Consider the following 23,790-nt stretch of genomic DNA (forward strand, 5'->3'; position numbering starts at 1 on the left):
TCATTATATCGTTGTCTTGATTCGCTCATGGACAGACACCTCTTAGTTAATAGTTAAGGTTATTATTACTTCTACACTAAGAGACGTCCACTATTAATTCTAAGTGCATTTCTGTCGTTAATTCTTCGGAATTTTCTCGTATTCATCGATTAGATGGATTTCATACAGTAAAAATAAGCTAATACGCCGATTTGTGGAGATATGGGAGAATTAACTACATTTTTTCCATCTAAATTGAGTTTTCAAGCGAAAATCAATAGAATAACTGTATATTTTCCAGTTAATTGGTATCCCTAGCCGGGCCTCGCCCAAATATGCCAACAAGCCAACTCCTGAGCAAACTAGCTACTCGAACAAGCCAACTCCCCAGCAATCATTTCTCCTTATATCGACAAATTAAAGACTTGTCTTTTATATGTCCACTTTCATACAATAGGATAAGATAGTAAGTAACACCTTAGGATTGGAGCGCTGAGTGATGCGTTTTAAAGATGTGTTTTCCATCATCGGCCCCTCGATGATAGGTCCCTCCTCTTCTCATACCGCGGGGGCGATTCGATTAGGCCGCGTTGCAAGGCAGCTCCTTGGCGAACTTCCGCTGAAAGCGGAGATTACGCTATATGGGTCCTTCGCGGATACGTATCGAGGGCATGGCACGGATCTCGCACTGATCGGCGGGATATTGGATTTTGAAACGGATGATCCACGTATTCCTCAAGCGGCTGAAGAAGCGGAAGCGCAAGGCGTAACTATAGCTTTTCATATCAGTAAAGATAAAGCGGATCATCCGAACACGGTGGGAATTGTACTTACCTCAGAATCGAGGAAAGTGAGCATGAAGGGGGCCTCGATCGGTGGAGGCAACGTAGAAATTATCAATGTGGATCAATTTGACGTGAAATTCACTGCGAATTATCCTACATTGGTCATCTCGCATCATGATCGGCCGGGAATGATCGCGGATATCACCACGCTTCTAGGCAGCAACCTTATTAATATTGGATTTATGGATTTGGACCGTAAAGGGCGCAATCGAGAAGCGATGACGGTTATTGAGACCGATGCGTCCATCCCGGATACTTTAGTAGAACAAATTCTACGTCTAAACATGATCACTGACGTTAGAAAAGTTGATCTTGCAGAAAGAGGCGACGAATGAGATTCCGGACATTAAAGCAACTGGCTGAAGTGTGTGCGGCGGAAGGCTTGACGATTGCGGAAGTGATGCTGGCTGATCAAAGTCATGAGTCAGGTAAACCACCGGAGTATGTGTTTGATAAGATGCGTGCTTATTATCAAATCATGAAAGAGGCTGTGGCCAAAGGCCTCACCGAAGACACAACGTCTAGGAGTGGGTTAACGGGGAAGGATGCTCAGCGTGTGGCCAGTTATTTGACAACAACAGAGGCGTCTCTCGGAGAAGAGGCTTGCAAAGCTATGGCCTATGCGCTTGCGGTCTCGGAAGTCAACGCATCGATGGGGCGAATCATTGCTACACCAACAGCAGGCTCTTGCGGGATTATTCCAGGTGTATTCATCAGCTCTCAGCAGCGTTTTGGATGGGATGATGATCATTTGGTCAAAGGGCTGCTATGTGCGGGTGCGATTGGTTATGTGATCGCCAATAATTCCTTCGTTTCTGGTGCAGAGGGTGGATGCCAAGCTGAGGTCGGCTCAGCCATCGGGATGGCGGCTGGAGCGCTTGTCGAGCTGCGCGGCGGCACACCGGAGCAAGCGATGCATGCGGTAGGGCTAGCGCTGAAGAACACATTAGGACTTATCTGTGATCCTGTCGGAGGACTGGTGGAAATCCCGTGCATCGTTCGCAACGGCTTTGGTGCAGTTAACGCCATGGCTGCAGCGGATATGGCATTAGCAGGCGTCAGATCGGTGATCCCTTCCGATGAGGTCGTCCAAGTCATGTACGAGGTGGGCACGGCTATGCCAGAGAAGCATCGGGAAACTGCCAAAGGCGGCTTAGCTCAGACACCGACAGGGCGGAAGATTATGAAGGAATTGAATTTAGGGAAAAAAAGGTAGCCGTGAGGTCTGTGGGAAAATCCGCAGGCTTTTTTGTTTTAACTTCCCTTCATTTCGGTATATAGTAGACATATTGAAGTGGAAAGGAAGAAAATCATGCGCACAACTATGACTACGACAATGACCGATAAACAACAAGGTATCTTTCCAGCTGTCTGTCCCCTGGACTGTCCAGATCAGTGCGGTTTGCTGCTTCATAAAGAAGACGGGAAGATTGTTAAAATAGAAGGAGACCCTGATCACCCCGTGACACAGGGAGCTATTTGTAACAAAGTTCGCAACATGACGGCACGTATTTATGATGATAAAAGGCTGCAGTATCCCATGAAACGTGTCGGCCCCAAAGGGGAAGAGGCCTCTTTCCAACGAATTTCCTGGGATGAAGCATTAGACACTATAACGAGTCGCTGGAAGGAACTGATCGCCTCGGAAGGTCCAGAAGCTATATTGCCTTATAGTTTCTATGGCAATATGGGACGGATTGGGACGGAAGGCATGGATCGTCGCTTCTTCCATCGGATGGGAGCAAGCCGGCTGCTGTACTCGATTTGCGAATCAGCCGGTACCGAGGGCTATAAATACACGATGGGCGGCAGCTATGGGACCGATCCCGAGGATACGGTGAACGCGAAGCTGATCATCATGTGGGGCATCAACGCGGTCAGCACGAATATGCATCAAGTGATGCTGGCTGAGAAAGCCCGCAAACAGGGCGCAAAAATCATCGTCATTGATGCGCATAAGAACCAAACAGGCCGCTGGGCGGACTGGTTCATTCCTATTTTGCCTGGAACGGACGCGGCTCTAGCACTTGGCATGATGCACATTCTATTCGCTGAGAATTTGACGGATGAAGCTTTTCTACAGCAATACACGCTAGGGTATGAGGAGCTTAGATTGCATGTGCAGCAATATGATCCTGCCAGCGTATCTGAGATTACCGGCGTACCTGTAGAGGACATTTATCGCCTTGCTCGTTTATATGGTGAGACTTCACCGTCCTTTATTCGCATAGGGAACGGGATTCAGCACCACGATAACGGCGGCATGTGCGTGCGAACAATCGCTTGCTTACCAGCGTTGACAGGACAATGGCTGCATCAAGGCGGCGGCGCGATCAAAGGAAATGGCGGCCACTTGGAGCATAATATCCCGGCATTGCAGCGGCCGGATTTGCGTTCAAAAGAAGCGCGTCAAATCAATATGAACCTGCTGGGCAGTGCCTTGCTGGAGCTAGAGCCGCCAATTCATGCGCTATACGTGTATAATTCCAACCCTGCGTTGGTCGCGCCCCATGCGAATAAAGTGAAAGAAGGGCTGGAGCGAGAGGATTTATTCACCGTCGTGCATGATCTGTTCCTAACAGAGACAGCCAAGTATGCGGATATTGTGCTGCCAGCGACGTCCTCTTTTGAAAATACAGACTTCTATCGCTCTTATTGGCATCACTATGTGCATCTTCAGCTCCCAGTGATTGAGCCTTACGGCGAGAGTAAAGCGAATGTAGACGTGTTCCGACTGCTTGCGGAGAAGATGGGCTACGAGGATGAAGCGCTGCGGGACAGCGATGAGGACATGGTTCGTCAGGCTTTGAATCATCCTGGAAATCCAGCTTTAGCAGAAATTAACTTCGATGCCTTGTTGAACACGGGATTTATGAAGGCGGAGATTGTCCCCTTATTTCCTGGGAAGTTACGGACACCTAGCGGCAAAATCGAACTGTATTCGGCTGAAATGGCGAGTAAGGGTTATCCTGCACTTCCTACGTATGTACCGCTTGCTGAGGACAGTGATTTGCCTTTTATGTTCATTCCAGCGCCGAATCATAACTTCTTGAATTCAACCTTCGCGCATAACGAGAAGCATGTCCGCATGGAGAAAATGCCGAAGCTGCATATGCATGAAGACGATGCATCGGCGTTAGGCTTGGCCAGCGGCGAACTCGCACGGGTGTGGAACGAGCGCGGCGAGTGTGAGCTGGTCGTGATGGCTAGTCGCGATGTGCAGTCCGGGGTAGTTGTCAGTCAAGGGCTTTGGGCAGATAGCCCAGGAAGCAAGACGCGCGTAAACGTATTGACGCCAGATCGCGTGGCCGATATGGGCGGCGGGGCTACCTTTTTCTCAGGACGGGTAGGCGTGGAAAAATTGAAATGATCTTGAACCCTTGGGCGGAAGATGGCATAGGGTACATCAGGAGATGATGACTTATGCCCATTCAGCAAAAAGCTTACGCCTTAATCGGGAGGCCAGTAGGCATATCCCTGATGGATGGTACCGGCGTTTCTGGTATTCTGTGCAGTGTACAAGGTGGATCGATCTATGTCATTGAGTATTTATACCATACGCAATTTGCTACCAAACATTATACGTTCAATCAAGTGAGAGATATTTTACCGTACCCGCAATGCCCGCAGCCGTATCCGCCTGTGTATACAACGCAGCCTTTGTACTAATATGAAGTTTACCTATGAAGCCGGCCCTTTAGGGTCGGTTTTTTGTGTTAAATCCTAATTTAGTCACTCCCTAACCTAAATAAATGACAATTCAATTGAGCGGAAAGCATGTATCATCATCTTTGTATACGCTTACAATTTAGGATGATAGGAGTTTTGCTATAATGAAATTTCATTTATTTAAAAGTAAGATAAGCATTATGTTGATTTTTTCAATAATATTGTCTTTGCTCCTTCCGGTAGCTGGGATGGCGGCGGATGTTGAGGTTGTTGTCAATACGCTTCCTCCGTCTGCTGATGCAGCAATCCAGTGGAAGAGCGGAGATACCGCTACACCAACGCTGGCAGATACCAACTATGATAAAAAGAATGGATCCACGGATGGGCTATTTAGTATCTCCTCAACGAGTACGCAAAAGAAACAAATGTATATGAAGTTTGATGTGGCAACGGCTTCAGATCCGAGCTATACATATACATTGCAAGTATCAGCTAAATTAGGTAGCAATCTTACCACAGCAGATTTGCAGGTTTTCGGCCTAACCGATAATTCCTGGCAAGAAAGCACGTTTACTTGGAACAATGCGACTGTCCTTCAAAAAGATCTATCGCAAATGGAGCGAGTAGGTCAATTCACGATCACAACGTTAAATGGTGCCAAACCGATTTATCACGATATCGATGTCTCCGATTATGTGAGACGTCATTTAGCGGATGGAGTGGTGACATTTGTAGTCGCGGATTCGTTGTTAACAGGGAAATCCGTTAACTTCTATTCGAAAGACAATACGTCCGTTTCTAATCCAGAAACGCAGCTTCTTGTTAAACGTATCGTACAAAGCGACAGCACCCCGCCTCAATGGCCTGCAGATGCTGCACTAAAGTCAATTAATCTTGGAACTGATTTTGTTCAACTTGCTTGGCCAGCGGCAACCGATGATAGCTCGGTAGCTAGTTATCAGATCTATCAAAATGATGGACTTGCAGCATCCGTTTTGGGTAGTACGACTTATACAGCTCAAGGCTTGTCTCCGAATGCCAATGTAACATATGCGGTCTATGCGGTAGACATTGCTGGAAATGTGTCCAATGTGCCGTTGACTTACCAGACAACGACGCTGTCAGCACCGGTTTCGCCGATTCCAGTCGTTGAAGTTAACGCGAGCAGCAGCGACGGAAATGTAGAAAGCAACACCTTAGATAATAACTTATTTAGTCGTTGGTCAGCCTCTGGTGACGGTCAGTATGTGATGTTTGATCTAGGTGAAACGAAGCGAATTGGCTATGTAGGAATTGCTTTTTATAAAGGAGATCTCCGCTCTACTCGGATAGATATTGAAACCTCAATTGATGCTATAGCATGGACAAATGTATTTAGTGGAAGCAGTCGCGCGACCACAGCGAATATGCAAGCTTTTGATATCCCCGATACAGATGCCCGTTTCGTGCGGATTGTTGGGCATGGAAATTCAGATGGCAGCACGTTTACGAGCTTAACCGATGTTATGATCTACGCACCTTATGTAACGGGCGATACGCCAGTTGCTATTGTTCCGAATATTACACCAACACCTCCTGCGGGTACAGTTCCATTCACGAAAGCAGGATTAACGAATCCAGATGGCACTGCGCATGCGCTTCATACGCCGAATCCTGTCACAGGTGCAACGATAGATGTAACCAGTTATGGTGCGGATCTTGCTGATAATGCGAATGATGACCGTGTTGCGATTCAGAATGCCATTAATGCTGCTTCACCAGGGGATGAAGTCTATTTGCCGAATGGCGTGTATAACCTCATCACTTCGCCTGATGGCTTTGTTAATTTGAAGCTGAAGTCCGGCGTGAATGTACGCGGTGAAAGTGAAGCTGGCACCATATTAAAGTCGAGCATCGATGATATTAAAAATAGTTCTGTTGTAAAATCATCGAGTCAACACGATATTAAGGTTTCTAACTTGACGATCACATCTACTTGGAATCGCAACTTTTCGTTAGAACATGCGACGAACAATCCCGATGCAGGTGGTCCTGACAGCAGTATTGCTGTAGCTAACTATGGCGAGATCCCGTCCTATAACGTGACGATTGATCATGTAACCGTGGAACGTTTTAGACGGATGGCAATCCGTATTGAGAACAGTCACGATGTGATCGTACGCCATAGTACCTTCCGTAATGCAACAGATCTTGGAGGAGGTGGAGCAGGTTACGGGACCTCTATTCAAGGGATGCCGAAGGTAGACAGACTTGGTTTCGATAATGATACGTATTGGAATGTTGTGGAAGACTCCATATTTGAAGGCCCTTATTTACGCCATGGTTCCCTTATTCAGAATGTGGCACACAATAACGTTCTGCGAAACAATCACTATATCAATACCAAATTAGACTCCATCGACCTCCACGGTGAGTTGGAATACTTGAATGAAGTATATGGTAATACCATCGAGAATATTTTGACTGGTGGTGGTATAGGACTAGGCAATACAGGAGGGACAGCTCCCTCTAACCATAGTAAATCCGGCCCTAAAAACCATATTCATGACAATGTGATCAGTAATTCGCGAGAAGGCATTGTTGTCACAATGGGTACACCGGATACGTTAATTGAGAACAACATCATTGAAAATACGACTTCCGTTGAGAATGCGGTAGGTATCAATATTTTGAATGGACCAGGCACCCGTATTGTAAATAACATCGTTCGAAATAATACGGCGACCAATTACTGGGGTATCTTACTCGAACATGATAGAGGAGACCAGAATGCTAACTTTATCGGAGCAGGTGACCCTAAGAATGTACAAATTGAAGGAAATGTGATTACTGGTAATACAAATGGGATTCAATTACAAGCTGGCGACAACATTCTGGTAAGTAAGAATCACTTAAACAATATTGGTACAAATTACGATAGGGCTGCTGCCGTTACGGCAACGGAGGTATGGCCTTCGACGGACAGCACGTTAAATGGTTTGAGCATTAGCGCAGGTACTTTAAGCCCTACATTTGATTCAGGAGTGACGGAATATGTGTCTTCCGTACCGAAAACAACATCTGAGCTTATCCTTACACCAACAACAGGGAGCGGCGAGGCGACTTTGACTGTAAACGGTGCTCCCCTGGTTAGCGGATCACCTTCCAATGCCATTCATTTAAACGTGGGTGAAAATGTCATTATAATTGTAGTTACTGCAGAAGATATGTCGACGAAGACCTATCGTCTAGTGGTAACACGTTTACTCTCTGATAATGCGAATCTAAGTAGCCTAGTCATAAGCTCGGGAACGTTTGTATTTGATCCTATGCTAACAACTCAAACTGCTAATGTATCAACTGGAAATTCTAAAATCCTAGTAACACCTTCCACATCAGATAGCACGGCTACTGTGACCGTAGACGGAGAAACAGTTGTAAGCGGCTCTCCTTCTAAAACAATCAAATTGCATCCAGGTGCAAATGAGATTGCTATTGTCGTTACCGCAGAAGATTCGTCAGTGAAGACTTATCACTTGCAGGTAGTCCGGGGTAAGGACTAAGACAAGGATTAATAAGATTGAAAAAGGCTTCGTTCACTCTCAGCAAATTGCTGGGAATGACGAAGCCTTTCTCTTTATTAACGGTTATCGATCTTCTCTGGATATAGATCATGATTCATCAAGCGATGCTCAGCCATAGCCTCGTACTTCGTACCCGGTTGGCCCCAGTTGCAGTACGGGTCAATGGAGATGCCGCCGCGAGGTGTGAACTTGCCCCATACCTCGATATAACGCGGATCCATCAAAGCGATGAGATCATTCATAATAATATTGACACAATCCTCGTGGAAATCACCGTGATTGCGGAAGCTGAATAGATAGAGCTTCAAGGATTTGCTCTCGACCATTTTGACCGTTGGAATGTACGAAATGTAGAGTGTGGCGAAATCCGGCTGTCCTGTTACAGGACAAAGGCTAGTGAACTCAGGGAAGTTAAATTTGACGAAATAAGCCCGGTCCGGGTGTTTATTATCAAATGCTTCTAAGAGTGTAGGGTCATAATTGAACACATACTTCGTGCCTTGATTACCTAAAAGGGTAATTTCTTTTAAATCTTCATTGCTTCTGCCTGCCATGGGTAAATCCTCATTTCATAGTTTTTTAGAGAGGGAGTTTGCGAACCTCTTCTATAAGCAGATAGGTCCGTAGGTCCGCTCATAGAGGTGACTACCTATTTCTAAAAAAATGTATCATACTTCAGAGGAAAAAGCATCTTTCAGACGAGTGGCAATTATTACAGTTCAGTGGACTTTTGATATGAAAAAGGGGTTGTTCCATAAGTAGATGAAACTACTTCGGAAACAGCCCCTTACGATCTTCTATGTAATTAGATTAAGCCAATAATTTCAAAAACTCACGCATAAAGCCTGGCAAATCCGGCCACGCATGACCGCTGACGAGCTTCCCATCGACATGAAGCGTATCTGTTGTATATGTCGCACCAAGCGCTTCAACATCCAAGCGGCACGCGTTATACGCCGTCATCGTGCGGCCTTCAAAGAGGGAGCTGTCTTTCAGTGCGGCGAATACTTGCGCGCCATGGCAGATGGAGCCGATAGGCTTATCTGCTTCAAGGAAATGACGAAGGATGCGAGGAACATCCTCATTCGAACGAATATACTCCGGGGCTCTGCCGCCAGGAATGATGAGTCCATCAAACTGACTAGGATCTACATCAGCGAAAGCAACGTGTGAGGGGAGAAGATGTCCAGGCTTTTCGGTATATGTCTCCCAGTCTTCCACGAAGTCATGAACGACCGTGCGAAGCACTTTCTTAGTAGGTGAAGCAAGAACAGCCTCATAGCCCGCCTCTAGCACACGGAAATACGGATAGTACACTTCCAACACTTCTACAGCATCACCAGTTAGAAATAAGATCCTTTTGGACACGAGATCACTCCTTGGAAATAGATGGTAATTCAACTTTAATTATGAACAAACCTGGTTTTCTTGTAAACGGGGTGAAATTGAAAAGCATTGTCGAAGTGGATCAAGCATAATGCTATAATAGAAAAATAATGTCGAAAGCGTGGGGAATAGTTGAACTATGAAAGCATATTTGGAACTGCTTAAAGATGTATTAGATCAAGGTGTAGAGAAGGGGGATCGCACGGGGACAGGTACGATTTCAGTATTTGGTCGTCAGATGCGAATCAACCTGCAAGAAGGCTTCCCTCTTTTAACAACGAAGAAGCTGCACATCAAATCTATTGTTCATGAACTATTGTGGTTCTTGAGCGGCAGCACGAATGTCCAATATTTACGCGACAACGGTGTTACGATCTGGGATGAGTGGGCTGACGAAAATGGAAATCTTGGCCGCGTGTATGGCGCTCAGTGGCGTACATGGCTTGCACCGAACGGGCAGGTTATCGATCAAATTGAGAAGCTGATTCACCAAATCAAGACGAATCCCGATTCACGCAGACACTTGGTCAGCGCATGGAACCCTGCAGAAGTAGATCATATGGCGTTGCCGCCTTGTCATTATGCGTTTCAATTTTATGTAGCAAATGGCCGGTTATCGTGTATGTTCCAAATGAGATCTGTCGATACGTTCCTAGGTTTGCCGTTTAATCTGGCCTCCTATGCCCTATTAACCCATATGATTGCTCAACAGTGCGATCTGGAGGTCGGGGATCTGATCTGGAACGGCGGCGATGTGCACATTTATCAGAATCATGTTGAACAAGTGAATAAACAGTTAGTGAGAGAGCCACAAGAGCTGCCAACGCTTCATATCAAAAGGAAGCCAGCTTCCATCTTTGAATACCAATTCGATGATTTTGAATTTCTTAACTACACACCACTACCAGGCATCAAGGCGCCGATTGCAATTTAAGGAAGCTGTTGTAACGAAAGGAGTGTTCGCTGCATGAGTATCTCATTTATATTCGCCATGGATCGTAACCGGGCAATTGGCGTCAATAATAAGCTGCCTTGGCACTTGCCAGGAGATCTGAAGTTTTTCAAATCAGTAACGATGGGGCATCCCATCCTAATGGGGCGCAAAACGTACGAATCCATCGGCAAGCCGCTTCCCGGAAGACGCAACATCATTCTCACGCAAAATACTGCGTACCAGGCAGAAGGCTGCGAAATCTTTCATTCGGTAGCCGAAGCGATCGAAGCGTTTCGTGACCAAGAGCTATTCGTGATCGGCGGTGCAGAAATCTTTAATCTTTTTGCCGCCAGCGTGTCTCGCATGTACATCACTTACATCGAAGAAGAGTTCGAAGCCGACACATTTATGTCTGACCTCGATTTGTCCGATTGGACCTTGGTGTCGAGTGAGCAAGGCGAGCGCAACGAGAAAAATCCGTATGAGTACTATTTCCGGATTTACGAGCGGAACTAGTTCATCTGCCAAAAAAAGCCCTGAGCACTCCCACTGTTTCTCACAGATGGGAGCTCAGGGCTTTTTGATTGTTTAGCAACAAATACGGTTCCACTGGATAAATCCAATAGTCGATGAAACCGACTAACTCGAGTGCGTCAATGGCAATTGGGTTGGAGTTAGTGGAAAAAGAGTAGATTAAACTGTAAAAGCCCCCAGTAGTTACTCTGTCCGAAACAGACTAACCACTGGGGGCTTTCATTTATGAAGAAGCTTCACTTACATTATCTGCGTTTTCTAACCAAGGATACGATCAACGCTAACGCGCCAAGCACTACGCCAGCAATGGAGAGATATAGCGCCGTGTTCGATTCCGAGCTACCCCCAGCTGATGCGGTCCCAGCTGTTACATTCCCATGGCTATCTGTCGTTGCACCAGCAGCTGCTTTAGCTTTAATAGTTGTGACCGAAGCAGGCTTGTCGGAGCCATTCGCCCCTACCCATTCCACGACAGTGCCATCCTTGTAAGTTTGGTAGGCTTTCCAGATGATTTGAGTAGCTGTATCAGCCACTTTACCCTGCATGCTGAAATCACCGAATTCAGTTGCTCCTAGTCCATCACCTGTTGCTGTCCAAGTAACGCCAGTAATTTTCCCGGCAGCGTCCTTGGCAATGTCGTACTTCCAACCCGCTTTAGGTTCAAAACGCGAAACAGCTACAGAATCAAGGGGGAATTTGACCTCGACTTTAACAGTAGCACTTTCCTTCTCGGAAGGTACACGTACGGTGAAAACTTCATAGCTGCCTTGCGTAGCTTCTTTCGGATATACAACGACGTGAGCACTGGCTATTCCAACAAGAAGCATGGATGCGATCATCATCGAGCTTACGGTTAACATGAACTTTTTAAACATGGAATACTATTCCCCTTTCGATATCAACTCTTACCATGTTGTCCATGTTACCTGATCGACAAGCATAAGAGTATGACTCGACTGGGCTATTTTTTCGACTAGTTTTGTCCTTTTCGTGTCAGCCCATGCTTGATAGCAAAAGCGGTGAGCTGCACGCGATTCTCTAAGGAGAGCTTCACGAGAATATTTTTCATGTGATTTTTCACGGTATGCTCGGAGATAAGCAGCTTTTCGGCAATCACGCGATTATTATCCCCTTGTGCGACATAGGCGGTAATTTCTTGTTCACGTGAAGTGAGCATATGAGGACTTGGGCCTTCCGTGTGTGCGCCTACTGGAGAACGAAAGCGTCCGAATAGCTTGTCCGCCATCCCTCGAGCCACCTCTGAATTATCGTCAAGCAGAGCACGCAGATAGTTCAGCCATTCATCGGGATCCATATTTTTGAGCAAATACCCTTGGGCACCGAATTGCAATGCCGTGAAGAGATCGGCAACATCATCCGAAACCGTGAGCATAACGATGCGTATCCCGCCATAGGCTTGTTTAATGTGCCGAGTTGCTTGGAGTCCGTCCATCGGCGACATATGGATATCCATTAAAACGACATCTGGAGCTAACTCCCCACAAAGGCGAATCGCCTCTTCGCCGCTGCTGGCTTCTCCGACGATGAAGAAATCTGGGCATGGCGCCAGCATGCTTTGTATCGCTTTGCGTGCTAGGGGATGATCATCAACAATCAGAACGCGAAATGGCATCTGTTCAGTCATCAGCTATTCACCTTCCTTTCGACTTGTACGATCAATTCCGTGCCGCAGCCTTTCTCACTCAGAAGCTCCAGAGTAGCCCCAAGCTCGGAAGCGCGTTTTTGCATGAGGTCGATGCCGTAGGTCGTGCTTTTTTCCTTATTTTCAACTTTCTCCGATCCGAGCTGCATCCCACATCCATTGTCCGTGATATGTAGTCTCCAGTGATCAGGTGCAGCTTCCAAATGAAAAGTAGCATCTGTCGCCATGGAATGTTTACGAATGTTCGTAAAAGCCTCCTGCATGATACCGAATAATTGAACTTCTTCACTTGGAGAGAAGCTGTGTTCTTCGATTTCCACGGTTTCCTTAAGATAAATGCCTGTTACCAACCGCCAGTTCTCTAAGTAGGTATGAATGCGTTGCCCAAAGGAAGTGCCTTCTTCTGGCGGGGTTCTCAGATTAAAAATAGCCTGCCGCAGCGAATTGTCGATCTCGGAAACAGCGGCTTTCGCTTCTTCGATGTCCCCTTGCCGTAGTTTTACATTAAGGAAGAAAAGCGTTTGTGCCAAATCATCATGTAATTCTCGAGCCAACCGCTCGCGCTCTTCAAAAACCGCCCTACGGGCTTCACTGTGCAGAATTTTCTCATTACTGCGTTCAATGCTGCCAAACATCCAGGAAGCGAAGAGGTACGACAAGAATAACGTAATCACCGTAATCGTAAAATTGCCGGCCTCCATCGTTAAATAGCGAAGTAAATATTCATGGCGGATATATTCAAAACCACCGATAATAAACACGGGCACCAGCACCGTAAAAAGCTTATATTTACGCATAGACATGCAGGGAATCAGCTCCTTTTCGAAATAAAGTAGGATTGGAACGGTTTCTATTATATCAGATCTGATTTAGAATTCTTCACAAATAATCGGATGGGTACTTCTCAATTCATGCACACGTGTGCTACATTATTAGTAAATCGTAACACGGATGAGAAGGGTGTGGTTGAATTACTATGTGGAAATCATTGCTTCAGGAGAGAAAAAATTGGGCCGGATACGTTGGCTTTATTATCCTCCTTCACGTACTGGGGTTGATCGGTTTATACACCGTTGCCAAATCATCTCCTGCATTCTGGGGAATTGGGCTATTGGCTTACACATTAGGGATGCGTCATGCGTTCGACGTTGATCATATTGCGGCTATCGATAATACGGTACGGAAGCTTGTTCAACAAAAGAAAAATCCGCTTGGTGTTGGCTTTTACTTTTCATTGGGCCACTCGTCTGTCGTGTTCGTCATGGCGATTGTGACCGCATTCTCGGTACAATGGGCTGCCCGCGAGCTTCCTTGGATGCAGCGTTTCGGCGGTGTGATCGGGGCTTCTGTTTCAGGACTTTTCCTCGTCATTATTGGTGTCATTAATTTATTGATTCTAATTAGCTTGTACAAAATGTTTCTGAAGTTTCGCGGCGGCAAGTACGACAACAACGAGTTTGAAGAGCTATTAGAGTCACGCGGGTTTATTACACGATTGATTAAGCCGCTGTTTTCGTTCATCACCAAAAGCTGGCATGTCTATCCGTTAGGCTTTCTCTTCGGTTTAGGTTTTGACACCGCAAGTGAAATCGCCTTATTGGCCATATCTGCTCACGCGGCGAAAGATGCGATCCCGTTTATCGGTGTCATCTCACTTCCGCTTTTGTTCGCGGCTGGGATGAGCCTATTCGATACGGCAGATGGCATGTTCATGACGAAAGCGTACAAATGGGCATTTCATACGCCGGTGCGCAAGCTTTACTACAATTTGACGGTAACGGCACTCGCGGTGGTTGCGGCATTAATTATTGGTGTGATCGAGCTCGGACAGGTGCTTTCCGAAGAATTCAGTATGGAAGGAACGTTCTGGACGTGGCTGCAAGAGATTGATTTTGGTACGTTAGGCTTTATTCTGGTTGGGATGTTCGTCATCGCGTGGATCGTTTCGATTGCCGTCTGGAGAGGCATGAAGATCGAGGAGCGTTGGGGCGCTAAGTACAATCCATAGAAGACATGGGGCCTCTGCGCATGCGCATGGGGTCATTTTTTGTGCATGGTGAACAATGGAATATGAATTTTTTCTAAAGGTAATGATAGAAAAAAGGATTTTCCCACTATTCGTTGAAAGTAGTCTGTCGAGCACTTCGAAATTGTGTAAAAGAAAGTAGGACGAATATGATTGAGTTTAAGCATCTTTCTAAAGTTTATCCAAATGGTACTGTTGGTTTAAATGACATTAACCTTACCATACACCCAGGGGAGTTTGTAGTTATTGTAGGTTTATCAGGGGCTGGGAAGTCTACGCTGCTTCGTTCGATCAATCGTCTGCATGAGACTACAAGCGGTGAAATTCTAATCGATGGGAAATCCATTACCAAAGCGAACGGCGCTCAACTGCGTCGGATGCGTAGAGATATCGGGATGATTTTCCAAACCTTTAATCTAGTCAAAAGATCCACAGTTATTCGTAACGTTCTTTCCGGTCGCGTTGGCTACCATTCCACACTTCGCACGATGTTTGGTTTGTTCCCTAAAGCGGACCTTGAGCTATCGCTCAAAGCACTGGAGCGGGTTAACATTCGTGAAAAAGCATATTCGCGCGCAGACGAATTGTCCGGCGGTCAACAGCAGCGTGTTTCCATCGCAAGAGCGCTTGCACAGGAAGCCAAAATCATCCTCGCGGATGAGCCGGTTGCCTCACTGGATCCGCTCACAACCCGTCAGGTTATGGATGACCTGAAGCGGATTAACAAAGACCTTGGCATTACAACCGTCGTCAACCTTCACTTCATTGACTTGGCTCGCGAGTACGCAACACGTATTATCGGACTTCGTGCAGGTAAGGTCGTGTATGATGGACCTGTTGCGGATGCGACGGACGATGTGTTCTCCGAGATCTACGGCCGCGCCATCAAGAAAGATGAGCTGCTGGGGGTGCAGGAGGGATGAGTGTAGCAACCGTCAAAAAGCCTCCACGCACGAAGTTTTACATGATTATTGCGATCATGGTGCTATTCTTGATCGGCAGCATTTATCAGACAGATGCGACGCTGACTAGATTAGCTACGGGTACGCCGGAGATTTTGAAATTCATCGCAGAAATGTTTCCGCCAGACTGGCTATTCTTCGCAGACATTTGGAAGCCGATGGCTCAAACCATACAAATGTCCATCCTGGGTACGATTATTGGAGCACTATTCGCGTTCCCAATGGCGCTGTTGGCTGCTCGTAACGTAACATCGTCACCATGGTTGTCCTATCCAGCTCGTTTTATTATGAATTTTGTTCGTACCATTCCTGATTTGCTCTATGCAGCCTTATTTGCCGTATTAGTAGGCTTTGGTCCAACAGCAGGTACGTTAGCGCTAATTTTCTTTACCTTTGGTATTATTTCAAAGCTTTCATATGAGTCAACGGAAGCCATCGATCCTGGTCCGCTAGAAGCGATGACGGCAGTTGGAGCTAATAAATTGAAACTGATCCGTTTCGGTGTTCTTCCACAAGTTGCTCCTACTTACTTGGCGCATTTTCTGTACACGTTTGAAGTGAGTATTCGTGCTTCCGCAATCCTTGGATTAGTTGGCGCGGGTGGTATCGGCTTATTGCTCAAAAATACACTCGATCTGTTCCGCTATGATCAGTCTTGTGCCATTGTTATTTATACGTTGCTGATCGTCGTCATCATTGATTTGGTGAGCACACGATTCCGTACGTATTTGCTAAAAGGCAGTGCTAAGCCGATGTCTGAAACACAAGCCAATACGTATAAAATTATTGGCGTAGTGGCTGTTATCGGTCTCCTTGTATGGGCGTTAACTGGCTTGGAATTAACAGGTTTCCAACCAACCACTTGGATTCTTACAAAAGCGATGATCAGTGGTTTATTCCACCCAGACTGGGCATATGTCTATATTCCTGAAGGGGAAGATTTACTTCGTTCCCTGCTTGAAACCTTGTCGATTTCTTATTTAGGAAACTTCGTATCAGCGATTGTCTGTCTGCCTTTTGCTTTCTGGGCCGCGGCGAATATGAGTCGATATCGTGCTGTTTCTGGCACAGGGAAATTGTTCCTTAGTGTCGTTCGGACGATCCCTGAGATCATTATGGCGCTCATCTTTATTAAAGCAGTTGGACCGAACGCCTACGCGGGCGTAATGGCGCTTGGATTGCATTCTGTAGGGATGTTGGGCAAACTGTATGCCGAGGCCATTGAGAACATGGATATGGGGCCTACAGAGGCTATGACGGCTGTTGGAGCGAACTTCTGGCAGCGGATGTCCTTCGCGGTAATTCCACAGGTCATACCGGATTTCATTTCATACACGCTGTACCGTTTTGAAATCAATGTCCGTTCGGCGACCTTGCTTGGAGTCATTGGTGCTGGAGGGATCGGGACACCGTTGATCTTCGCATTGAATGCCCGGCAGTGGCCGCGTGTAGGGATTATCTTGATTGGTATTATCGTCACCGTATCGATCATTGACTATATCTCGGGAACACTACGGAAACGAATCGTTTAAATACGAGCTAGTAGTTACAAATAAAAGGCAGCTCCTGAAGGTTATAACCTTCAAGAACTGCCTTTTATTCATGCAAGAGTCAAACTGACTTGCTATTCCCACCATGAGCTACCAAGTGAAGAACACGAGGCTCACGAAAACGATGAGAAGCTTGAGAGATCGGTTCGTCGGGCCCTAAGATTTCAATTTGGTCAATTAACGTGATTGGGATCATAATGTTGTTTATTTTTAAAAGCTGAAATTCTGGGTAATACTGCGAAATGATGCCGTGTACTTCATCGGTGCCGCACCGAATAATGACTTCTGTCTTACGCATGATCAGCATTTCGTACATCCTGTTATTCACCCCACTATGAATTATGACACGACCAGCTTAGTAAACGTTCCATAGAAAAAGTAAAAAATAATCTTGGACGGGCGTGCCACATTCATAATATGCAAGGAAAGTCTGGTATAGAATGTAAAATTAGAAGGAAAAAACCACCGCGTCATGGAAGCAAGGCTCATGCTGCGGTGGTTTGTTTTGTGTGGCGTATAATCTTAATTCAAATTATTTCAAGCCCATTGCTTTGTTAGCTTCACGAACGATGTTGAATTTATCATCAGTTGTAGCAACATAACCTTGGTGTGTGTATACATCGATAATTACTTTCTTACCTTCTGGATCGTTACCAATTGCGATGAAAGCATCTTGAATTTTCTTCTTCCAAGCTGCATCCATATCGGAACGAACTGCGATTGTATCGTTAGGGATTTTATCGGAGTAAGAAAGAACTTTGGTTTGTTTGAAGATTTCTGGGTAATCTTTAAGCATGTTAGTACGGATATCTTGGAACACGCCTACTGCATCAACTTGGCCGTTAAGAAGTGCGATAACAGCTTTGTCATGTCCTTGGAATTGAACGCCAGTTACATCTTTCACTGGATCAACACCAGCTTGCTTTAATACAAGACCTGGGTAAACGTAACCAGCTGCGGAAGTAACACCTTGCCAGCCCATTTTCTTACCCTTCAAATCAGCAACGGATTTAATTGGTGAATCGGCTTTAACAAGAATTTCGGATTTATAGAAATCAACAAGCTCTTTCGTTGGTTGACCCGTTGCATCATCAACGCCAAAACGTTGTGCTTGTACAAGTAGATCAGCAGCTTTGCGGTTATCGTGGGCAACAACATAGTTACTTGGTGGCAAGAATCCAACATCAACTTGTTTGGAAGACATTGCTTCGATAACGACGTTGTAATCTGTGGAAACGGAAACCTTAACTGGGATTCCTAGTTTATCTCCAAGCAATTTTTCAAGCGGCTTAGCTTTTGCTTCAAGTGTCTCTGCATTTTGGGAAGGTACGAATTGTACTTTAAGCTCTTTAGGAATGAAACCTGCAGCTGCTGCTGGAGTAGCCGTTGCCGCCGCTGTTGCTGCTGCAGTAGCTGAAGCAGATGGTTTTGTTTCTTCTTTTTTCGCGCAGCCTACAAGTGCACCTGCAGCTACAACCATGGACAAGCTAAGTACTGTTAATTTTTTCATGTTTTTTTTGACCTCCGTTTAAATATTTACTTTTTATCTATGTTGTACTATAACATTATCATAAGAGATATGGAAGATAGTGTGAAGTATTTGTTAAACTGACAATTGATATGTAAAACTTTACAATAAAATGCAATGGAGTGAATCGCTTGACGCAGACAGGGCAAGGCTTAAGAAGACATATTACGATTTTAGAAACGAGCGACCTCCATGGGAATATGCTTCCCATTCATTACGCAAATAATCATCCCAATGATGTGGGATTATCGAAAATCGCTACCTTAATTGCACAGGAACGTGCTAAGGAAGCGCATGTGATTGTGTTGGATAATGGAGACCTGATTCAAGGTACGCCACTAGCCTATCACCATGCGCGTTTGGATAATGAACCTATGAATCCCATGGTGCTGGGTCTGAACTATTTGAAATATGATGGGGCAGTACTAGGGAATCATGAGTTCAATTATGGTATGAACGTACTTCAGAAAGCAGTTCGGGAATCTAAGTTCCCTTGGTTATGTGCCAATATTGTGAATGATGAGACGGGAGAGCCTTTCTTTGGCAAGCCCTATCTAATTAAGCATTACCCGGATGGCGTGCGTGTAGGGATTCTTGGATTAACAACCCCCTATATTCCGAATTGGGAGGACCCGAAACATATAGTAGGCTTACGTTTTGAAGATCCTATTGCAGCAGCTCGTACATGGATACAATTCCTCAAGGAGCAGGAACATGTAGATGTCGTTGTTGTTTCCTACCATGGTGGATTCGAAAGAGATATAGCAACTGGAGAGCCTACAGAGCCGTTAACAGGCGAGAATCAAGGGTATCAGCTATGTATGGAAGTAGAGGGGATCGACGTTCTACTTACAGGTCATCAGCATCGAAGTATTGCTGGCTCCCAAATTAACGGTGTAACCATCGTACAACCAGGCTCGGCAGGTGTTACGCTTGGGAAGGTAGACATCGTGCTAGAGCAGGTAGAAGGAAAGTGGCGTATTGTTTCCAAGCAATCAGAGCTTCTATCAGTAGCGAATGTGGAGCAAGACACGGTTTTGTTGGAGCAGATCAGCTCTTACGAGGCGAAGACACAGCTATGGCTGGATCAACCAATCGGGAAGCTTACCGGGGACATGCTCGTGAAAGATCCTATGCAGATTCGTACGGAAGACAATGCACTGATTGAGTTTATTAACAAAGTCCAGATGGAGTTGTCTGGTGCTCAGATATCAAACACGGCATTGTTCGATAACATTTCTCCAGGGTTTCCTTCGGATATTACCATGCGGGATATTGTGTCCAACTATATTTACCCGAACACGCTGAAGGTCATTCGAATCTCAGGTCAAGATATTAAGGATGCCTTGGAGCAGTCTGCAGAGTATTTTGAATTGGCCGAAAATGGCGATCTTCAAGTAAGCAAAGCGTTCATGGAACCAAAGCCTGCTCATTACAACTATGATATGTGGGAAGGAATCTCCTACACGTTAAACATTTCCCGTCCTGTTGGGAGTCGGGTTGTACAGCTGGATTTTAAAGGGGAACCAATAGATTTTGAGGCCTCTTTCGAAGTGGTCATGAACAATTATCGGGCTGCTGGCGGAGGCAATTACGCAATGTTCCAGAATAAGCCGGTTGTTAAGGATATCCCAACGGATGTAGCAGAGCTTCTAGCAGGTTATATTATGGAGCGAGGTACCATCGAGGCAAGTGTAAACCAGAATTGGAAAGTGATTTGGACGTAGATCGTGCTTCCATGAAAAGAGCCTTACAATAGCAAGAGAATCGTCGTGTTCTCAGCTTTTGTAAGGCTTTTTTGGTTGTGTGAAGATTATTTCTCGCGAATATAGGCTCGATCACCCGTTCGAGGGTTGTAGTAGACTCGATAGGTGAATCCGTCTTTGGGATCAATGAAGACCTCAGATGTATATAGAAAGCCGTTTGGAGGCGACTGGGGTGTCGCGGCACCCTCTGTTTTGTATCGTTTGTCGTAAACTAGATAACCTAGAAGAAGTAAAATTAGGAAGCCAACAATCCATAAGCCGTATATGAGCAAAATTGAGAAGTTCCCGCTCATAGCCTTCGCGTCCGAACGGCAGTGCCATACGCGACGATTTCGCTCATATTTTGACCAATATCCCCGCTATCAAACCGCATCATGACGATGGCGTCCGCACCCATGGCAGCTGCATTCTTGACCAGTCGATCCATGGCTTGCCTGCGGCCGTCTTCTACCATTTGCGTATATTGCGTGACTTCTCCGCCAATTAACCCTTTCAGAGAGGCCATAATATCCCCACCAATGCCTCTAGCCCGCACGACGACGCCAAAGGTGCTACCCAAAACTTCCGTAACCTCATAACCGGCAATGTTTTCAGTTGTAACTACAATCATGTCGAATCGCTCCTTTTGAGTTGAAATAGATGCTTTTCTACTGGATAAGGATTGGCTATTATTAACTTAGTACGTTAATCGCATGAGGGGGTTTCAAATTTGAACGCAGTGACAACGATTGAACTATGGCCAGGAGCTACACAAGATAGTCAAGGTGAGAACAATCAAGGCTGCCCGAGCCTAACCTTATATCCAGCAGAAGGGGATGGCTTGCGAGCAGCAGTTATTGTATGTCCTGGTGGAGGGTACGGTACACGTGCCCCTCATGAAGGAGAGCCCATCGCAAAGTGGCTGAATGCCTTAGGCATATCCGCCTATGTGTTGAACTATCGCGTAGCTCCGTATAAACATCCAATTCCTTTGCTTGACGCGCAGCGGGCTATTCGAACCGTGAGACATCATGCTGAGGCATGGGGAGTCGATGCGAACCGCATTGGTATTCTTGGGTTTTCTGCAGGTGGGCATTTGGCCGCAACCGCGGGTACGCACTACGATGCGGGAGATCAAACCTCCTCAGATCCGATTGAACATCATAGCTCTCGTCCTGATCTTATGGTGCTGTGTTATCCAGTCATTTCATTCGGCATTAATGCGCATCAAGGCTCAAGAACGAATCTGATCGGCGTAGATGCTAGTGAAGAGTTAGTCAAAGATTTGAGCAATGAACTTCAAGTAACGACGGATACTCCGCCAACTTTCCTATGGCATACAGCGGATGATGCAGCGGTTTCCGTTGAAAATAGCTTACTTTTTGCTAGTGCGCTTAGCCGTAATAAAATTCCTTTCGACCTACATGTCTTTGAATCAGGACGTCACGGCATTGGAATCGCAGCTGATCATCCAGAAGCGTATGTCTGGCCTGTGGTTTGCGCAAATTGGTTGAAAAAGCAGCGTTTTGCATGACCAATCTTGTCTACGAATGCCATCCGCTTGGAGACTCGGCGATTGTGATTCGACTCGGCTCGGACATTTCGTTAACGAATCTACAAAAGATCAGGCAGGTAGCGAATTACTTAGAAAATAACTGGCAGGAGGGCTTCATTGAGCTAGTCCCCGCCTATACAACCATTACAATTTATTATGATGCTTTCCGCATATATAACTATTCTTCCGAAGCTGTGTTAAAAAGTGGACGATCCCAATGGGCGGCGGCTTGGCATCCTTATGATTATGTCTTGCAACACATCGAACAGTTGCTAGATGTCTATGAGGAGAACGAAGGATTAGCTGGGCAGTTAGGAGCTATCATTAATATTCCTGTTTGCTATGAGGCGGCATATGGACCCGATCTATTGGAAGTAGCGAAATTTCATAAGGTGAGTACAGAGGAAATCGTAACTTGGCATACTTCTCGTGTGTATCCGGTGTACATGATAGGTTTCGCACCTGGTTTTCCATATTTAGGCGGTATGGATGAAAGGCTTACAACACCGCGCAAATCAGTGCCTCGCACACAAATTCCAGCCGGTTCTGTGGGTATTGGCGGCGCGCAAACAGGCATCTATCCTTTTGAAACACCAGGCGGTTGGCAGCTTATCGGTCGAACGCCACTCCGTTTGTTTCGTCCGGACATGGTTCCCCCATCCTTGCTTAAGGTTGGCGATCAAGTGAAATTTGTGGCGATCACATCTGAGGAGTTCAATGCGATAGAAGAAGGGAATGCGAGCAATGAGCTTTGAGGTCATTAAACCGGGTCTTTTATCAACCTTTCAGGATGAGGGGCGCTATGGTTATCGAAAACACGGTGTAATTGTGGCGGGACCGATGGATCGGTTTGCTCACCGGACCGCCAACTTGTTGGTTGGCAATGGGCGCGAATCGGCAGCTTTAGAAATGACGCTTAGCGGGCCTACATTGGTTGCCCGGAGAGATATGCTAGTTGCCATTTGCGGTGCAGATATGGAAGCGAAAGTGGATGGAAGTTCAGCACCCATGTGGCAACCCTTCGTTATTCGTACTGGAAGCGAGCTGCATTTTGGCTACGCAGTAGAGGGTTGTAGATCTTACTTGGCCGTGCGTGGAGGATTCATGGCTGATAACATACTGGGAAGTAGTAGCACCTATCAGAGAGCTGGTATAGGTGGATACGAGGGAAGGGCTCTTCATGCTGGAGATGTATTGAAAGTTGGTAAGGATGAACGGCATGAACAGCTCATGAACGGTGTTGAGCATCGATCCAGGTCTGTGAGTCCAAGGCTTCGTCCAAATTATCACGATAATCCAGAAATAAGGATTGTTAGAGGTAAGGAAGCCTCTTTATTTACACCAGATAGCTGGTCGCGATTATTATCTCAAAGTTTTCTAGTTACCTCGCAATCGGATCGCATGGGATATCGGTTGTCGAGTGAACCTAGGCTTGAGCTCGAAGCTGGTATTCCCTATGAGATGATTTCAGAAACTGTGGCTTGTGGCACAATCCAGGTTCCCTCAAGCGGCCAACCTATTCTATTGCTTGCTGACTGTCAAACAACAGGCGGATATCCTCGAATCGGTCATGTGATCACCGCAGATCTTCCTTTGGTCGCTCAGGTGAAGCCTGGAGGCATGTTGCGATTTCAGGAGGTTACGCATGTCGAAGCTCAGGAACAGCTGTTGCTGCAAGCGATGGATCTTCAGCTGTTGGAGGCGGGGATGAGGGCTTGGTTGTTAGGGCTGAAATGAGATATGCGTCTGGTGACAAACTAATCAAATGAAATGCAAATAAAATTAAATTAAATCAAATGAGATGCTAATTCTACTAGGCCAAGGCTTAGCAGAATTAGGTGGGAGAGTGAA

22 protein-coding genes and 1 riboswitch are annotated in these 23,790 nt (G+C 46.0%); of the genes, 14 read left to right on the plus strand and 8 right to left on the minus strand.

From position 1 onward, the window contains the following. Positions 1 to 478 precede the first annotated feature (478 nt). From sdaAB to AC58QG_RS25955, 5 genes are all read left to right on the plus strand, one after another. Positions 479 to 1,159, plus strand: coding sequence for an L-serine ammonia-lyase, iron-sulfur-dependent subunit beta (gene sdaAB, locus AC58QG_RS25935; protein ID WP_497364992.1), 681 nt, complete (start codon positions 479 to 481; stop codon positions 1,157 to 1,159). Further along, a complete protein-coding gene (sdaAA, locus tag AC58QG_RS25940) occupies positions 1,156 to 2,040 on the plus strand; it encodes an L-serine ammonia-lyase, iron-sulfur-dependent, subunit alpha (protein ID WP_497364993.1) in 885 nt (294 codons plus the stop codon). Before sdaAB ends, sdaAA begins: the two co-directional genes overlap by 4 nt. A 96-nt stretch (positions 2,041 to 2,136) precedes the next feature. Next, positions 2,137 to 4,194, plus strand: coding sequence for a molybdopterin oxidoreductase family protein (locus tag AC58QG_RS25945; protein WP_497364994.1), 2,058 nt, complete (start codon positions 2,137 to 2,139; stop codon positions 4,192 to 4,194). Positions 4,195 to 4,247: 53 nt separating this feature from the next. Then, entirely contained in the window at positions 4,248 to 4,493 is a 246-nt protein-coding gene (locus AC58QG_RS25950; RefSeq protein ID WP_497364995.1) for a hypothetical protein, read from the plus strand. Between the two features lie 164 nt (positions 4,494 to 4,657). Further along, positions 4,658 to 8,035, plus strand: a complete 3,378-nt coding sequence (locus AC58QG_RS25955) for a cadherin-like beta sandwich domain-containing protein (protein ID WP_497364996.1) — start codon at positions 4,658 to 4,660, stop codon at positions 8,033 to 8,035. Between the two features lie 77 nt (positions 8,036 to 8,112). Here AC58QG_RS25955 and queF read toward each other — a convergent pair whose 3' ends face one another. Together queF and AC58QG_RS25965 are read right to left on the minus strand one after the other, a co-directional pair. Continuing rightward, positions 8,113 to 8,610, minus strand: coding sequence for a preQ(1) synthase (gene queF / locus AC58QG_RS25960; protein WP_497364997.1), 498 nt, complete (start codon positions 8,608 to 8,610; stop codon positions 8,113 to 8,115). Between the two features lie 11 nt (positions 8,611 to 8,621). Further along, positions 8,622 to 8,665: riboswitch (PreQ1 riboswitch) on the minus strand. A 201-nt stretch (positions 8,666 to 8,866) separates the two neighbouring features. Further along, a complete protein-coding gene (locus tag AC58QG_RS25965; protein ID WP_497364998.1) occupies positions 8,867 to 9,424 on the minus strand; it encodes a DJ-1/PfpI family protein in 558 nt (185 codons plus the stop codon). Positions 9,425 to 9,581: 157 nt separating this feature from the next. Between AC58QG_RS25965 and thyA the strand changes: the two genes are divergently transcribed. Continuing rightward, positions 9,582 to 10,376 carry a thymidylate synthase gene (gene thyA, locus AC58QG_RS25970; RefSeq protein ID WP_497364999.1) on the plus strand — a complete coding sequence of 265 codons (795 nt, stop codon included), beginning with the start codon at positions 9,582 to 9,584 and terminating at the stop codon, positions 10,374 to 10,376. A 33-nt stretch (positions 10,377 to 10,409) separates the two neighbouring features. Beyond that, positions 10,410 to 10,892 (plus strand): dihydrofolate reductase, encoded by a 483-nt coding sequence (locus AC58QG_RS25975; protein WP_497365000.1) that lies wholly within the window; start codon positions 10,410 to 10,412, stop codon positions 10,890 to 10,892. Positions 10,893 to 11,155: 263 nt separating this feature from the next. Here the strand turns inward: AC58QG_RS25975 and AC58QG_RS25980 are convergent, their stop codons facing one another. The 3 genes from AC58QG_RS25980 to AC58QG_RS25990 all read right to left on the minus strand — a co-directional run bounded on the left by AC58QG_RS25980 (position 11,156) and on the right by AC58QG_RS25990 (position 13,376). Further along, complete coding sequence (locus AC58QG_RS25980) at positions 11,156 to 11,785, minus strand: YcnI family copper-binding membrane protein (protein WP_497365001.1); 630 nt, start codon at positions 11,783 to 11,785, stop codon at positions 11,156 to 11,158. A 98-nt stretch (positions 11,786 to 11,883) separates the two neighbouring features. Continuing rightward, entirely contained in the window at positions 11,884 to 12,555 is a 672-nt protein-coding gene (locus AC58QG_RS25985) for a response regulator (protein ID WP_497365002.1), read from the minus strand. Beyond that, positions 12,555 to 13,376, minus strand: a complete 822-nt coding sequence (locus AC58QG_RS25990; RefSeq protein ID WP_497365003.1) for a sensor histidine kinase — start codon at positions 13,374 to 13,376, stop codon at positions 12,555 to 12,557. Before AC58QG_RS25990 ends, AC58QG_RS25985 begins: the two co-directional genes overlap by 1 nt. Positions 13,377 to 13,549: 173 nt before the next feature. Between AC58QG_RS25990 and AC58QG_RS25995 the strand changes: the two genes are divergently transcribed. The 3 genes from AC58QG_RS25995 to phnE all read left to right on the plus strand — a co-directional run bounded on the left by AC58QG_RS25995 (position 13,550) and on the right by phnE (position 17,093). Beyond that, the gene (locus AC58QG_RS25995; protein WP_497365004.1) at positions 13,550 to 14,581 is read left to right on the plus strand and encodes a HoxN/HupN/NixA family nickel/cobalt transporter; all 1,032 of its coding nucleotides are present in this window, start codon (positions 13,550 to 13,552) and stop codon (positions 14,579 to 14,581) included. 167 nt (positions 14,582 to 14,748) lie between these two features. Beyond that, positions 14,749 to 15,522 carry a phosphonate ABC transporter ATP-binding protein gene (gene phnC / locus AC58QG_RS26000; RefSeq protein ID WP_056609336.1) on the plus strand — a complete coding sequence of 258 codons (774 nt, stop codon included), beginning with the start codon at positions 14,749 to 14,751 and terminating at the stop codon, positions 15,520 to 15,522. Next, positions 15,519 to 17,093 (plus strand): phosphonate ABC transporter, permease protein PhnE, encoded by a 1,575-nt coding sequence (gene phnE, locus AC58QG_RS26005; protein WP_497365005.1) that lies wholly within the window; start codon positions 15,519 to 15,521, stop codon positions 17,091 to 17,093. Before phnC ends, phnE begins: the two co-directional genes overlap by 4 nt. Positions 17,094 to 17,172: 79 nt before the next feature. Here phnE and AC58QG_RS26010 read toward each other — a convergent pair whose 3' ends face one another. Then, positions 17,173 to 17,427: a hypothetical protein gene (locus AC58QG_RS26010; RefSeq protein ID WP_497365006.1), complete on the minus strand. Its 255-nt coding sequence runs from the start codon at positions 17,425 to 17,427 to the stop codon at positions 17,173 to 17,175. Between the two features lie 216 nt (positions 17,428 to 17,643). Then, positions 17,644 to 18,621: a phosphate/phosphite/phosphonate ABC transporter substrate-binding protein gene (locus AC58QG_RS26015; RefSeq protein ID WP_497365007.1), complete on the minus strand. Its 978-nt coding sequence runs from the start codon at positions 18,619 to 18,621 to the stop codon at positions 17,644 to 17,646. A 140-nt stretch (positions 18,622 to 18,761) separates the two neighbouring features. Between AC58QG_RS26015 and AC58QG_RS26020 the strand changes: the two genes are divergently transcribed. Further along, entirely contained in the window at positions 18,762 to 20,366 is a 1,605-nt protein-coding gene (locus tag AC58QG_RS26020) for a bifunctional metallophosphatase/5'-nucleotidase (protein ID WP_497365008.1), read from the plus strand. Between the two features lie 328 nt (positions 20,367 to 20,694). Here the strand turns inward: AC58QG_RS26020 and AC58QG_RS26025 are convergent, their stop codons facing one another. Then, positions 20,695 to 21,015: a YbjQ family protein gene (locus AC58QG_RS26025; RefSeq protein ID WP_497365009.1), complete on the minus strand. Its 321-nt coding sequence runs from the start codon at positions 21,013 to 21,015 to the stop codon at positions 20,695 to 20,697. A gap of 99 nt (positions 21,016 to 21,114) precedes the next feature. On the opposite strand from AC58QG_RS26025, the gene AC58QG_RS26030 reads away from it, so the two are divergent. The 3 genes from AC58QG_RS26030 to AC58QG_RS26040 are packed head-to-tail and all read left to right on the plus strand — an operon-like array spanning position 21,115 to position 23,676. Next, positions 21,115 to 21,918 (plus strand): alpha/beta hydrolase, encoded by an 804-nt coding sequence (locus tag AC58QG_RS26030; protein WP_497365010.1) that lies wholly within the window; start codon positions 21,115 to 21,117, stop codon positions 21,916 to 21,918. Beyond that, entirely contained in the window at positions 21,915 to 22,694 is a 780-nt protein-coding gene (gene pxpB, locus AC58QG_RS26035; protein ID WP_497365011.1) for a 5-oxoprolinase subunit PxpB, read from the plus strand. The genes AC58QG_RS26030 and pxpB overlap by 4 nt, the downstream gene beginning before the upstream one ends. After that, positions 22,684 to 23,676 (plus strand): 5-oxoprolinase subunit C family protein, encoded by a 993-nt coding sequence (locus AC58QG_RS26040; RefSeq protein ID WP_497365012.1) that lies wholly within the window; start codon positions 22,684 to 22,686, stop codon positions 23,674 to 23,676. Before pxpB ends, AC58QG_RS26040 begins: the two co-directional genes overlap by 11 nt. Positions 23,677 to 23,790 lie beyond the last annotated feature (114 nt).

This window comes from Paenibacillus sp. J22P169 (assembly GCF_059691995.1).

Bases quoted from the DNA above. Each gene is read 5' to 3' on its own strand.
- AC58QG_RS26015 (WP_497365007.1), bottom strand. From the start codon at position 18,621: ATGAAAAAATTAACAGTACTTAGCTTGTCCATGGTTGTAGCTGCAGGT.
- queF (WP_497364997.1), bottom strand. From the start codon at position 8,610: ATGGCAGGCAGAAGCAATGAAGATTTAAAAGAAATTACCCTTTTAGGT.
- sdaAB (WP_497364992.1), top strand. From the start codon at position 479: ATGCGTTTTAAAGATGTGTTTTCCATCATCGGCCCCTCGATGATAGGT.
- AC58QG_RS25975 (WP_497365000.1), top strand. From the start codon at position 10,410: ATGAGTATCTCATTTATATTCGCCATGGATCGTAACCGGGCAATTGGC.
- phnE (WP_497365005.1), top strand. From the start codon at position 15,519: ATGAGTGTAGCAACCGTCAAAAAGCCTCCACGCACGAAGTTTTACATG.
- AC58QG_RS25950 (WP_497364995.1), top strand. From the start codon at position 4,248: ATGCCCATTCAGCAAAAAGCTTACGCCTTAATCGGGAGGCCAGTAGGC.
- sdaAA (WP_497364993.1), top strand. From the start codon at position 1,156: ATGAGATTCCGGACATTAAAGCAACTGGCTGAAGTGTGTGCGGCGGAA.
- AC58QG_RS25985 (WP_497365002.1), bottom strand. From the start codon at position 12,555: ATGACTGAACAGATGCCATTTCGCGTTCTGATTGTTGATGATCATCCC.
- AC58QG_RS25980 (WP_497365001.1), bottom strand. From the start codon at position 11,785: ATGTTTAAAAAGTTCATGTTAACCGTAAGCTCGATGATGATCGCATCC.
- phnC (WP_056609336.1), top strand. From the start codon at position 14,749: ATGATTGAGTTTAAGCATCTTTCTAAAGTTTATCCAAATGGTACTGTT.
- AC58QG_RS26010 (WP_497365006.1), bottom strand. From the start codon at position 17,427: ATGTACGAAATGCTGATCATGCGTAAGACAGAAGTCATTATTCGGTGC.
- AC58QG_RS26025 (WP_497365009.1), bottom strand. From the start codon at position 21,015: ATGATTGTAGTTACAACTGAAAACATTGCCGGTTATGAGGTTACGGAA.
- AC58QG_RS25945 (WP_497364994.1), top strand. From the start codon at position 2,137: ATGCGCACAACTATGACTACGACAATGACCGATAAACAACAAGGTATC.
- AC58QG_RS26040 (WP_497365012.1), top strand. From the start codon at position 22,684: ATGAGCTTTGAGGTCATTAAACCGGGTCTTTTATCAACCTTTCAGGAT.
- AC58QG_RS25995 (WP_497365004.1), top strand. From the start codon at position 13,550: ATGTGGAAATCATTGCTTCAGGAGAGAAAAAATTGGGCCGGATACGTT.
- AC58QG_RS25990 (WP_497365003.1), bottom strand. From the start codon at position 13,376: ATGTCTATGCGTAAATATAAGCTTTTTACGGTGCTGGTGCCCGTGTTT.
- AC58QG_RS25955 (WP_497364996.1), top strand. From the start codon at position 4,658: ATGAAATTTCATTTATTTAAAAGTAAGATAAGCATTATGTTGATTTTT.
- pxpB (WP_497365011.1), top strand. From the start codon at position 21,915: ATGACCAATCTTGTCTACGAATGCCATCCGCTTGGAGACTCGGCGATT.
- thyA (WP_497364999.1), top strand. From the start codon at position 9,582: ATGAAAGCATATTTGGAACTGCTTAAAGATGTATTAGATCAAGGTGTA.